Raw genomic sequence first — 11,313 nt, forward strand, 5'->3', positions numbered from 1 at the left:
CATCACCACCGCCCAGATCGCCACCGCCTGACCAGCCCACCAGCACCGGACCCCGACAAGCCGACAACCCAAGAACCACCAACCCGAACCACACCGGTCAGCTACAACCACAAAGAGCAACAGGCTCTGTGACGACGCAAAAGGTTGATGATCATGAGAATCCACAGCGGCGCACGTGGGCCGGGACACTGCAGCGTGCCCACACTCCCCCCGTCCCCCTGATAGCTGCCCGTTCTTGGCCGGGACGACGCGGGTCAAGTACGGCGGCCCCAGCCACAAACCCAACAGCAACCAGCAAGAGCCGCCGGACTTGAGGCGCGTCGTCCCGGCTAAGACAATCGGGCAGCAGGGGGACGGCCAACGTTCGCAGCTCCCTCAAGCCAACGGTCGCAGCCCCGTCAACGCCGATTGAACGTCCTCAGGCCGCGAGCAGGAGGACGTCGCCGCCCCGGCCGGTGGAGGGACGGCGGACGGGGTCGCGGCGGCGCAGCGCCCGGACCGTGTCGAGCCGGATCACCGTCGCACGGTGCTCGACCAGGTCGCGCCGGACCTCGCCGAGCAGGTCGGACAGTTCCAGCCCGAGCGCGTCGCAGATCGCGCCGAGCACCTCGGACGAGGCCTCCTTGCGGCCGCGCTCCACCTCGGACAGGTACGGCATCGAGACCTTCGCGTCGTCCGCGACGTCGGCCAGCGTGCGGCCCTGCTCGCGCCGCGTGCGCCGCAGCACGTCGCCGACCATCGTGCGCAGCAGCGGCGTCGACCGCTCCTCGTAGTCCTCCGGAGCCTTCATGAGCCCACGCTAACGGCGCCGGCCCGGGTTCCGGGAGATCGGTTCGCCGCCGGCGAAAGCCGGTCTTGCGCGTCACCTCACTTCAGCCTACAGTGACACCTGTAAGAACTTTCTTTCATGTGTCGGAGGATCCTGATGGCAGACGCGCCGAGCGGCGACCAACTGGTCGAGATGCTCGCCGCGCTCGCCAACCCGATCCGGCTGCGCATCGTCGCCACGCTCGCGGGCGGCCGCGACTACGTCAGCCACCTGGCCCGCGAGATCGGCATCAGCCGCCCGCTGCTGCACATGCACCTGCAGAAGCTGGAGGCGGCCGGGTTGATCGCCGGCCGGCTGGAGCTGTCCGACGACGGCAAGGCGATGAAGTACTACGAGGTCACCGCGTTCGACCTGCACCTGACCGCGGCGGCGCTGGCCGCCGCGGCCCAGACCCTCACCCCGAAGGAGTCCTGATGGACGACGTCACCTGGCCGGCGGCGATGATCTTCCTGGGCGTGGTCGCCCTGGTGATCTTCCTCGTCGGCGCGTCAATGTCGACGGTCCTCGAGATGCGCAAGACGCGGCTGGTCGCCGCCCAGGAGGACCAGTTGCGCCAGCTGGTCGGCCGGTACGAGAAGCTGGCCGAGACCTCGCTCGACGCCCAGCAGCGCACCGCCACGGACGTGGCCGAGCTGCGGACGCGCGCGGCGGCGATCGAGCAGATCCTGCGCACGGTGGAGTGACGGCCAGGAAGGCGATGGCCGGCGCATCCGCCGTCCGGCCGCGGGGTACGAGACCGGCATGCGGATACCGAAGGCACGGGGCGAGCTGAGCGAGGCGCTGGCGGCCGTCCTGCACGACGGCGCGACGACGGCCCTGCCGGCCGACGTCGACGCCACCGACGAGACCGACCGGCAGCTGAGCCTGTGGACGTTGTACGAGCTGTCCTATCGCGGCTTCGACGACGTCGACGACGAGCTGGAGTGGCAGCCGGAGCTGCTCACGTTACGACGCACGCTGGAGCGCCGGTTCGAGGCCGAGCTGCGCGAGGCGTTCGCGCCGCCGGAGCCGGCCGAGCCGTTCGCCGACGCGCTGTTCGCGCTGATCGAGGGGTTCGACGGCGCCTCGGTCGCGTCGTTCGTCCAGCGCGACGCGACCGCCGAGCAGACGCTGGAGCTGCTGCGGTACCGCACGATCTACCACCTCAAGGAGGCCGACCCGACGGCGTGGGTGGTGCCGCGGCTGACCACCGGGCCGAAGGCGGCGCTGATGGAGCTGCAGTACGACGAGTACGGCTGCGGCGACCCGAACCGGCTGCACTCCCATCTGTTCGTCCGCGGCCTCGAGGCCACCGGGCTGCGCTCGGAGTACGGCGCCTACATCGACGACGTCCCGGTCGAGGTGCTGGCGCAGAACAACGCGATGTCGCTGTTCGGGCTGCACCGGCGGCTGCGTGGCGCGGCGCTGGGGCATCTGGCCGCGTTCGAGGCGACCAGCTCGCTGCCGTCGCGCCGGATGGCGCAGGGGCTGGAGCGGCTCGGGCTGCCGGCGGAGATGATCGCCTACTACGAGGAGCACGTCGAGGCCGACGCCGTGCACGAGCAGCTCGCCGTCCGGACCATCTGCGGCGCGCTGGTCTCCGATGAGCCGGCTCAGGCCGGGGAGGTCGCGTTCGGGGCGCTGGCCTGCCTCGGGCTGGAGGACCGGTTCGCCCGGCGGATGCTCGCGGACTGGAGCGCCGAGACATGACCGAGCCGATCGAGTTCGACCACCCCGACGTCGTCCTGTGCCCGGGCGGTCCGCTGCTGCTGCGCGGCGACCACGTCGTCGAGGACGCCGACGGCACGCCGCACCGCACGACGCGCCCCGTCAGCGCCGTCTGCCGGTGCGGCAAGTCGGCCGATCAGCCGTGGTGCGATGGCACCCACAAGGTGTTGCCTGACAAGCTGAGGCCATGACGCTGCGCTCCGCGCTCTGGTTTCCGTTGTTCGACGAGCTCGCCGACCCGGCCGTGGTGGTGCGGCTGGCCGCCGAGGCCGAGGAGGCCGGCTGGGACGGCCTGTTCGTCTGGGACCACGTGCGCTGGCGCGAGCCGGTGCGCGCGGCCGCGGACCCGTGGATCGTCCTCGCCGCCGCGGCCGCGGTGACCGAGCGGCTGCGGCTCGGCCCGATGGTGACGGCGATACCCCGCCGCCGGCCGACGAAGCTGGCCCGCGAGACGGCGACGCTGGACCGGCTCTCCGGCGGCCGGCTGGTCCTCGGCGCGGGTCTGGGCAGCGACCGGTTCGGCGAGGAGTTCTCCCGCACCGGCGAGGAGCTGGACGACCGCGTCCGGGCCGCGATGCTGGACGAGTCGCTGGCCATCCTCCGCGCGGCGTGGTCGGGCGAGACGGTCCGGCATCGCGGCGAGCACTACGTCGTCGACGACATCAGGTTCGAGCCGGTGCCCCACGGCGTCCCGGTGTGGATTGCCGGCTTCCCCGGGAAGACCGCGCCGATGCGCCGCGCCGCCCGGCACGACGGGTACGTCCCGGTCAACCTCGACCATCCGGACCAGCTCGCGGCGGCGATGGACACGATCCGGGGGCACCGCGCCGACGCCGGGGCGAGCGGGCCGTACGACGTCGCCGTCTCCCTGCTGTCCGACGCCGACTTCGCCGCGTACACCGCCGCCGGCATGACGTGGTGGCTGACCGACTTCGACCCGCACACGATCACCCTCGACGAGGTCCGCGGCGTGCTCCGCGACGGGCCGGCCGCGCGCTGACGCCGTCACACCTCGGTGGCGGCCGGGTACTCGCGCAACACCAGTGACGTGGTGACCGGGCCGAACCGGGCGATGGAGTCGACGATCGCCTCCAGCCGCTCGGCGTCGCCGGCATGCAGGTCGAGCAGGAAGCAGTCCTCGCCGGTCAGCCGGTAGATCGAGACGATCTCGGGGATCGTGGCGAACAGGTCCAGGGCACGCGCGACGTTGGCCTGCGTGGTCCGCAGCCGGGCGACGGCGTGGATGGGGCGCCCAAGCCGGCGCCGGTCGACCCGGGCGCCGTAGCCGGTGATGACGCCGTTGTCCTCGAGCCGCTTGATGCGAGCGGAGACGGCCGGCTGCGAGAGGTTGACGCGGCGGCCGATGGCCGCGCCGCCGAGGCGACCCTCGGACATCAGGAGACGCAGGATCTCGCGATCCACGCGGTCCAATGGAATCGACGCGTTCTGCACGTGGCGATTATGAGTCATCGGCGCGGCGCGACGGCAGCCGCTGCTTCATGGTCCGCTGACGGCATCTACCGCCGGAAGGGACCCTGAGCATGCGCTATGTCATCGTGCCTGGCATCAACGGATCGGGACCGGAGCACTGGCAGTCGCACTGGGAGGCCGCCCTCGGGTCCCGGGCGGTGCGCATCGCGCCGGCGTCGTGGGACGAGCCGGACGCGTCGGACTGGCGGCGAGCCGTCGGCGCCGCCGAGCCCCGGGCGTCGGTCCTGGTGGCGCACAGCCTCGGCTGCCTGGCCGCGGCGTCCTGGCTGGTCCGCGCCGGCGCCGGCGATCGACCGCTCGGGGCGTTCCTCGTCGCGCCGCCGGATCGCGACGGACCGCGGTTCCCCGCCGCGGCCGCGACGTTCACCGCTCCGGCCTCGCCGCTGCCCGTGCCGGCGGTCGTCGTCGCCTCGTCGGACGATCCCTACAGCGACCTGGACCGGGCGGCCGGCCTGGCGCGGACCTGGGGCGCGACCTTCGTCGGCGTCGGTCCGCGCGGGCACCTCAACGACGCGAGCGGCGTCGGCGCGTGGGCCGCGGGCCGGGCCCTGCTCGCGGAGTTCACGGCCGGCCTGCCGTCGTAAATCGGTGGACGCGCGCCGGCCCGGCCGAGTGGGATGGCCGCGATGACGACGTCGCGGATGCACGCCGACCAGGTGCGGATCGACGCCGCGCTGGTCCGGCGGCTGGTGGACCGGCAGTTCCCGCGCTGGGCCGGGCTGGCGCTGCGGCCGGTCCGCTCGGCGGGGACGGTGAACGCGATCTACCGGCTCGGCGACGAGCTCGCGGTGCGGCTGCCGCTCGTCCCGTCGTGGGCCGGCGGCCTGGAGCGGGAGCTGGAGTGGCTGCCGCGGCTGGCCGGCGCCGGGCTGCCGCTGGCGATCCCGGAGCCGGTCGCGGCCGGGACACCCGTCGCGGAGTATCCGCTGCCGTGGGCGGTGTATCGCTGGCTCCCCGGCGCTCCGCCGGCCGCCGGGGAGCTGGCCGACGACGTCGGCGCGGCGGCCCGGCTGGCGGAGTTCGTGCGGGCACTGCGATCGGTTTCGGTGTCCGGCGACCCGCCGTCCGGGCACGGCGTCCGCCCCCTTGCCGATGACGACGACGAGGTACGCGCGGCGATCGCGGCGCTGGCCGGTGAGCTCGACCCGGCCGCCGCTGCAGCCGTCTGGGCCGAGGCGCTGGCCGCGGAGATCTGGGACGGCCGCCGGGTCTGGGTGCACGGCGACCTGCTGCCGGCGAACCTGCTGATCCGCGACGGCTCGCTGATCGCGGTGCTCGACTTCGGGACGGCCGGGACCGGCGACGGCGCGTACGACCTGCTGCCGGCGTGGAGCCTGTTCACCGGCGCCGCCGCGCGCTCGGCGTTCCGTCGCGAGCTGGCGCCGGACCCCGCGGCGTGCGCCCGCAGCCGCGGCTACGCGCTGGCCAAGGGGCTGTTCGCGCTGCCGTACTACCGCGAGACGAACCCGGCGTTCGCGGCGCTGGCCAGGCGGCTGATCGACGCGGCTCTCGCGTAGCGGGCCGGGCGGTGGTATTTTGCCGGCAGTGGCGCCGTCCCGCGCCCAACCCTCGGTTCCGGTGCTCACGCCACCGGCGTTGCGGGGGCAAAGGGGGCTCGAGCCCTCGGGATGCCGGTTCGGTGTGTCCTTTCCGGCGGACGACGTGAGCGTGAGTCGCGGTCGTGCCGCCGCCGAGAGGAACACCAGATGACCAGGCAACGATCCTTCAAGCACCTCGTCCGCACGCGCATGGCCAAGACCGGCGAGAGCTACACCGCCGCGCGCGCCGTCCTGCTCTCCGGCACGGCCGAGTCGGGCGCCGAGGCCGGCGCCGCGAAGGCCGTCCTCGCGACGTCCGACGAGACGATCCGCGAGCGCACCGGCCGCGGCTGGGAGGAGTGGTTCGACCTCCTCGACGAGTGGGGCGCGGCGGAGAAGTCGCACCGCGAGACCGCCCGCTGGGTGGCCGACCAGCTCGGCGTCGTGCCGCTGGCGTGGAACGCGCAAGCGGTCGTCGGCAGCTACGAGCGGGCCCGGCTCGGCCGCGCCGTCGGGCAGCACGAGGACGGCTTCACCGTCAGCGTCTCCCGCACGGTCGGGGCGAGCGCCGAGCGCCTCTACGACGCCGTCGTCGACCCGTCGCTGCGCGCGTCGTGGCTGCCGGACGGCAAGCTGACCGAACGGACCGCGACCCGGCCCGCGTCGGCCCGCTTCGACTGGGACAGCGGCCCGTCCCGCGTGCACGTCGTGTTCGACGTCCGCGACGCCGGTCGCACGCGGGTCACCGTCTCGCACGTCCGGCTCGCCGACGAGGATGCGGCCGCGGCGATGAAGGAGTTCTGGCGCGAGCGGCTCGACGCGCTCAAGGCGCGGCTCGAGGGCGGTTCCGATGCCTGACGTCTCGCTGCTCGCCGTCGTGCTCGGGACCGTGGCGGCGTTCGTGATCGGGTTCGTGTACTACGGGGTCGTGGGCGCGCCCGCCGGGGCCGCCTCCTTGCCGCGGCCGGCGTGGCAGGTCCCGGTGGTCGAGCTGGTCCGCAACCTCGTCCTCGCCGCCGTCGTCGTCGGTGTCGCCGCCGCCGCGGACGTCGCCTCCGCCGGCGGCGGGCTGCTGCTCGGCCTGGTGCTGTGGATCGGCTTCCCGCTCGTCCTCTGGACCGGCGCGATGTTCCACGAGGGCGTCCCGCTGCGCACCGCTCTCACCCACGGCGGCGACTGGCTGCTGAAGCTGCTGGCGATCGGCCTGATCGCCGGCCTGCTGGGCTAGTGCACAATCGGCCCTATGACGGGCAGCGTTGTGGTGCTCCACCGCGATGGATGGTTCGTGCTCTCCAGCTACTCGCCGACGGACACCGGCCCGCACATCATCAACGGCTGGGCCCGGCGGACAGCCGACTCGCTGCCGGACCACGAGCTCGGCGCGCTCGTGCTGGAAGGGCTGGTGGCGAGTCTGGAGGTTCTGCCACGAGGTCGGCGGTGTGCTGACGGCTTCGGCCGAAGAGAACCAGGGCCGCTGGTTCGGCCCGGCCGATTTCGAGATCGGCGCCGAGCCCCGCGACCCGGCCACGGTGGGGCGGGCCGTGCGGACGGCCTTGGGACACGCCCGCTGAGGCTGGCCTGGTGGAACGGGTCGCAGCGGACCCCGGGGAGCGGCATACTCAACGCAGACTCGCGACCGTAGACCGAGAGGCACACCATGGACATCGACGACCTGCTGGCCCGGCTCCCGATCGACCAGATCGCGGCCTCTCTCGGCGTGGACGAGGAGACCGCCGGCCAGGCGACCCGGCAGGCGCTGCCGGCGCTGATCGGCGGCATGCAGGCCAACGCGCAGGACGAGGCCGGCGCGGCGTCGCTGGCGAAGGCCCTCGACGAGCACGACGACGACCTGGTGAAGGGCGGCGTCGACCTGAGCCAGGTCGACACCGACGACGGCGACAAGATCGTCAAGAACGTGTTCGGCGAGAACCGCGACCAGGTGGTCAACCAGCTCGCCGGCTTCAACAGCAAGGGCGGCGGCTCGGACCTGATCGGCAAGCTGCTGCCGATGCTGGCCCCGATCGTGCTGTCCTACCTCGCCGGCAAGGCCAAGGGCGGCGGCCAGGCCGCACCCTCGCAGCAGGCGTCCGGCGGCGGCCTGACCGACCTCCTCGGCGGGCTGCTCGGCGGGGGCGGCAGCGGCGGCTCCGGCGGCCTGGGCGGGCTCGGCGACCTCCTGGGCGGCCTGCTCGGCGGCGGCAAGCGCTGACCTCGTCGTCACTGGGGCGACACGGCGGCGTCACTCACCCGGCCGAACCTGGTCGGGTGAGTGGAATCCGACGACATATCGCCCTGGTGGCGCACGACAACAAGAAGGTCGAGCTGCTCGGCTGGGCCGCCTTCAACCGCGACACGCTGGCCCGGCACCGGCTGTACGCGACCGGGACCACCGGCACGATGCTCCAGTACGAGCTCGGCCTGCCGGTGACCCGGTTCCTCTCCGGCCCGGTCGGCGGCGACCAGCAGATCGGCGCGAAGATCGCCGAGGGCGTCATCGACCTGCTGATCTTCCTGTGGGACCCGTTGGAGCCGCAGCCGCACGACCCGGACGTGCGGGCGCTGCTGCGGCTGGCGGCGGTCTGGAACATCGGCGTGGCCTGCAACGTCACCAGCGCCGACCTGATGATCTCGTCGCCGCTGCTGTCCGGCTTCTACCAGCGGGTCCGGCCGGACTTCGGCGACCGCGAGTGGCGCGCGGCGGAGGCCGGCTGACGGTGTCGCCGGCCGGCCCCCGCCTCGCGCGTCAGCGTCCCGGCGACGCGACCACCAGCTGACCGGTCGCCGTCCGGCCGGTGCCGGCGCCCACCCCGGTGACGACGAGGTAGCGGGCGTCGACGACGGCGGGAACGGCGACGGTGTGCGCGACGGCGCCGCGTGCATCGGCCACGACGTCGACCGGCGCCAGGCCGTCGACCGCGACGGTCACCGTCTCACCGGCCCGGAACCCGGACGCCGTCACCACGGCGGACGTCCCCGGACGGGCCACACCGCGGGCGCCGATCCGGGCGCCCGCCTGGACCTCGGCCAGCTCGTCGCAGGCCGAGCCCGGCGTCCCGTACGACGGCAGCGGGACGCCGCCGTCGAGCACGCCGTCGTCCTCGCGCAGCCAGGTGAAGCCGATGGCCCGCCGGCCCATCACCGCGCCGGACGTGTTGATCACGCTGGCCTTGACCTGCGTCCCCGCGCTGGCGCTCGCCACGGTGTCGCCCTGCCGGGACGCGGTGACGACCTTGCACGTCTCACCCGGCCCGAACGTGACCTCCTGCATCGTCGCGCCGAACCGGCTGGTCGCCGAGCCGAGCACCGAGACGTAGCCGGTCACCGGCACCGGCGACGGCCGGTCGAGGTACACCGCGACCTCGGTCGTGCCAGGCCCGTCGCCCTCGTCGGTGTTCGGCGCGTAGACGTCGATCGACGGCCAGGTCCGCGACCGCGGCTCCCCGACGGCGGACGACTCGAACGCCAGGTCGGACACGTACGCCGCGCCGGCGCCCGTAGGGTCGGTCGCGCCCGCCGCGCCCGTCAGCTGGACCGTGGCGAGACGAGTGACGTCCAGCCCGGCGGCCGACAGCTCCGCGATCGGCACGTCCACCTGCTGCAGCACGATCTTCTTCAGCGTGCTCGCCGCCGCGGCGGTGTCCGACGTCGGCATCCGGACCAGCGCGTACGGGTTCAGCTGGCTCACCGGAGCGGACCACGTCGCGCCCACACCGTCGACGACGGACAGGACCAGGTCCGTGCCGACGCCCACCGTCTCGTCGGCGGCCAGCTTCACCGACAGCCGCTGGAACCGGCTCGCGTCGCGTTGCCCGGCCGGCACCGCGACGGACAACCCGTCGCCGGGTGCCGACCACGTCAGCCGGGTCAGCGGCGTCGCCGGGACGTTGCCGCCGTTGGAGGCCGGCGTCCAGTGCGGCGCGACGGCGCTCGGCGTCGACGCGCACGGCGGGAGGTGCTGCGGCACGGTGCGCTCGGACAGGCTGGCGCACACCGCCGCCGTCGCCGCGCCCGCCGTCGTCACGGCCGCCGACGGCGAGTCGAACGAGGCCAGCGTCGACCGCGATCCGGCCGGCGCCGTCGACACGCTGCGCACGTCCGCGTCGCCGAGCGACGCCGGCACCGCGCGGGACCCGTCGAACATCGGCAGGAACTGCTCCTCGCCGCCCATCGTCAGCCGGAACCAGGCCGACATGTAGGCGGTGCCGACGTCGTACTGCTCCTCGGGCGAGAGCCGGATGGAGGTGTTCGCCACCGACGGGTCGGTGCCGCAGATCGGCTCCACCCGGCGCGCCGCGCTCCCCCAGTCGTCGCTGACGCTGAAGGAGAACAGCCCCGGCGTCCAGACGGTGTTGAAGAAGTTGTGGTTGGCGCCCATCACCCAGACGCCGCTGCGCAGCACGTCGTCGTCGAAGGCGTAGCGGGAGTCGTCCAGCAGGTGCTGGCCCTGCTGGTTCGAGACGTCGCCATCGCAGTAGGGCAGGATCACGTTCATCGGGACGTCAGGCACCGTCATGCGGCCGAAGTCGACCGGCGCCAGCGGCAGGATCGACTCAATGGCCCACGGGTTCGGCAGCGCCTGGTTGAGCACCGCGGCCGACGTCACGCCCTCGCCGCCGCGCGAGTGCCCCATCAGGCCGATGTGGCTCAGGTCGAAGCGGCCACGCAGGTCGGCGGCGCGGACGGTGTCGAGCGGGTCGACGCCGCCCGGGAAGGCGCCGGCCCGCGCGGCGAGGGCTGCGGTCCCCGCCGCGAGGGCCTGGTTCAGGGTGACCTCGCGGTCCGTCCACGCATCGGCGTAGGCGACCCGCCGGCCGTTCGTGGCGTTGTCCAGCATGGTCAGCGTGTCGAGGATCAGCTGGCCGCGTGCCTGGGCGCCCTGGTCGGCGGCGAGCTGGTTGTCGTTGGCGTTGACGGCGTTGGCCGAGATCGATACGACGGCGTACCCCTGGCTGGCCAGCGCCCGCGCTGTCCCGTCGTAGCCGAGGTAGCTGGGGATCGACAGCCGGGCCGGGCTCGCGTCCGGCGACGCCGCGCACGGCCAGCGGTTCGGGTTGGCCGCGCCGTCGCCGTAGCAGGAGCCGTGCCGGCCGTGCAGCAGGATGACGGTGGGCCGGGCGCCGCCGGTCGTGGGCAGGTAGAGCTTGCCCTCCAGCTCGCCGCGGATGCCGCCGATCGCGGCCAGCGGCACCGCCTGGTCGCCGAACGCGTAGATCGATTCGGTCCAGTCGTACGGGCCCGGGTCCAGCGGGTCCGCGGCGAGGTCCTCGACGGCGGCGTCCGGCACCGCCGTGGGGACGCGTGCCGACGCGGCCGCCGTCCCGCCCGACTCGCTGGACCAGCCCGGTTCGACGCTGTCCGCGGCGGCCACCGCCGGGTCGGCCGTGACGACGGTCAGCGACCGGCCGTCGGCGGACTCGGTCGCCAGCCCGATCGGCTCCCCGTCGACGAGGATCGTGGGGGCGTCGCCGCGGATCGGCAGCGGCCGGTCCAGCTCGACGGTGACCTGATAGCCGCCGGGAGCCCGGTCGACGGACCAGTTCGGGCCGGACGCGACCTCGGCGGCGACGGGAGACGAGACGGCCGGCGTGGCGACCGCCGGCGCGGCGAGCAGTGCGGACGACAGCAAGACCGTCACGCCGGCGGCGATGCACCGGCGAGCAGACGTGCCCACAGATGGCTCCTAGGGGTTGAAGGGAGCCACAGTCTGCCCAGCGCACCTTTCCGTACTATTTCATTGCTTTAGCGGCT

At 73.6% G+C, this 11,313-nt stretch carries 15 protein-coding genes; 12 read left to right on the plus strand and 3 right to left on the minus strand.

Going from position 1 to position 11,313, the window contains the following annotated elements:
* Positions 1 to 418: 418 nt before the first annotated feature.
* On the minus strand, positions 419 to 790 hold the full coding sequence (locus tag C1I92_RS35470; RefSeq protein WP_111256837.1) for a helix-turn-helix domain-containing protein: 372 nt from the start codon (positions 788 to 790) through the stop codon (positions 419 to 421).
* A 135-nt stretch (positions 791 to 925) separates the two neighbouring features.
* Here C1I92_RS35470 and C1I92_RS22200 point away from each other — a divergent pair, with 135 nt between their 5' ends.
* Genes C1I92_RS22200 through C1I92_RS22220 form a run of 5 tightly spaced genes read left to right on the plus strand, consistent with a single transcriptional unit; the run spans position 926 to position 3,536 of the window.
* Positions 926 to 1,243, plus strand: a complete 318-nt coding sequence (locus C1I92_RS22200) for an ArsR/SmtB family transcription factor (RefSeq protein ID WP_111256838.1) — start codon at positions 926 to 928, stop codon at positions 1,241 to 1,243.
* Positions 1,243 to 1,512 (plus strand): hypothetical protein, encoded by a 270-nt coding sequence (locus C1I92_RS22205; RefSeq protein ID WP_111256839.1) that lies wholly within the window; start codon positions 1,243 to 1,245, stop codon positions 1,510 to 1,512. The genes C1I92_RS22200 and C1I92_RS22205 overlap by 1 nt, the downstream gene beginning before the upstream one ends.
* Positions 1,513 to 1,570: 58 nt before the next feature.
* Entirely contained in the window at positions 1,571 to 2,518 is a 948-nt protein-coding gene (locus C1I92_RS22210) for an iron-containing redox enzyme family protein (RefSeq protein WP_111256840.1), read from the plus strand.
* Complete coding sequence (locus C1I92_RS22215) at positions 2,515 to 2,727, plus strand: CDGSH iron-sulfur domain-containing protein (protein ID WP_111256841.1); 213 nt, start codon at positions 2,515 to 2,517, stop codon at positions 2,725 to 2,727. The genes C1I92_RS22210 and C1I92_RS22215 overlap by 4 nt, the downstream gene beginning before the upstream one ends.
* Positions 2,724 to 3,536, plus strand: coding sequence for an LLM class flavin-dependent oxidoreductase (locus C1I92_RS22220; RefSeq protein WP_111256842.1), 813 nt, complete (start codon positions 2,724 to 2,726; stop codon positions 3,534 to 3,536). Before C1I92_RS22215 ends, C1I92_RS22220 begins: the two co-directional genes overlap by 4 nt.
* A 5-nt stretch (positions 3,537 to 3,541) precedes the next feature.
* Here C1I92_RS22220 and C1I92_RS22225 read toward each other — a convergent pair whose 3' ends face one another.
* Positions 3,542 to 3,958 carry an Lrp/AsnC family transcriptional regulator gene (locus tag C1I92_RS22225; RefSeq protein WP_199521479.1) on the minus strand — a complete coding sequence of 139 codons (417 nt, stop codon included), beginning with the start codon at positions 3,956 to 3,958 and terminating at the stop codon, positions 3,542 to 3,544.
* Positions 3,959 to 4,077: 119 nt separating this feature from the next.
* Here C1I92_RS22225 and C1I92_RS22230 point away from each other — a divergent pair, with 119 nt between their 5' ends.
* The 7 genes from C1I92_RS22230 (at position 4,078) to C1I92_RS22255 (ending at position 8,277) form a co-directional block, all read left to right on the plus strand.
* Positions 4,078 to 4,611: an RBBP9/YdeN family alpha/beta hydrolase gene (locus tag C1I92_RS22230; protein ID WP_111256844.1), complete on the plus strand. Its 534-nt coding sequence runs from the start codon at positions 4,078 to 4,080 to the stop codon at positions 4,609 to 4,611.
* 42 nt (positions 4,612 to 4,653) lie between these two features.
* Positions 4,654 to 5,544, plus strand: a complete 891-nt coding sequence (locus C1I92_RS22235; protein ID WP_111256872.1) for an aminoglycoside phosphotransferase family protein — start codon at positions 4,654 to 4,656, stop codon at positions 5,542 to 5,544.
* Positions 5,545 to 5,733: 189 nt separating this feature from the next.
* Positions 5,734 to 6,423: an SRPBCC domain-containing protein gene (locus C1I92_RS22240; protein WP_146605239.1), complete on the plus strand. Its 690-nt coding sequence runs from the start codon at positions 5,734 to 5,736 to the stop codon at positions 6,421 to 6,423.
* The gene (locus C1I92_RS22245) at positions 6,416 to 6,793 is read left to right on the plus strand and encodes a DUF1761 domain-containing protein (RefSeq protein ID WP_111256846.1); all 378 of its coding nucleotides are present in this window, start codon (positions 6,416 to 6,418) and stop codon (positions 6,791 to 6,793) included. The genes C1I92_RS22240 and C1I92_RS22245 overlap by 8 nt, the downstream gene beginning before the upstream one ends.
* Before the next feature lie 211 nt (positions 6,794 to 7,004).
* Positions 7,005 to 7,136 carry a hypothetical protein gene (locus C1I92_RS35345; RefSeq protein ID WP_267896764.1) on the plus strand — a complete coding sequence of 44 codons (132 nt, stop codon included), beginning with the start codon at positions 7,005 to 7,007 and terminating at the stop codon, positions 7,134 to 7,136.
* An 86-nt stretch (positions 7,137 to 7,222) separates the two neighbouring features.
* Positions 7,223 to 7,774, plus strand: a complete 552-nt coding sequence (locus C1I92_RS22250; RefSeq protein WP_111256847.1) for a DUF937 domain-containing protein — start codon at positions 7,223 to 7,225, stop codon at positions 7,772 to 7,774.
* Between the two features lie 56 nt (positions 7,775 to 7,830).
* A complete protein-coding gene (locus C1I92_RS22255; protein WP_111256848.1) occupies positions 7,831 to 8,277 on the plus strand; it encodes a methylglyoxal synthase in 447 nt (148 codons plus the stop codon).
* A gap of 31 nt (positions 8,278 to 8,308) precedes the next feature.
* Here the strand turns inward: C1I92_RS22255 and C1I92_RS22260 are convergent, their stop codons facing one another.
* The gene (locus tag C1I92_RS22260; protein WP_146605240.1) at positions 8,309 to 11,200 is read right to left on the minus strand and encodes an alpha/beta hydrolase; all 2,892 of its coding nucleotides are present in this window, start codon (positions 11,198 to 11,200) and stop codon (positions 8,309 to 8,311) included.
* Between the last annotated feature and the right edge of the window lie 113 nt (positions 11,201 to 11,313).

It is taken from the genome of Jiangella anatolica, assembly GCF_003236295.1.
GTDB lineage: Bacteria > Actinomycetota > Actinomycetes > Jiangellales > Jiangellaceae > Jiangella > Jiangella anatolica.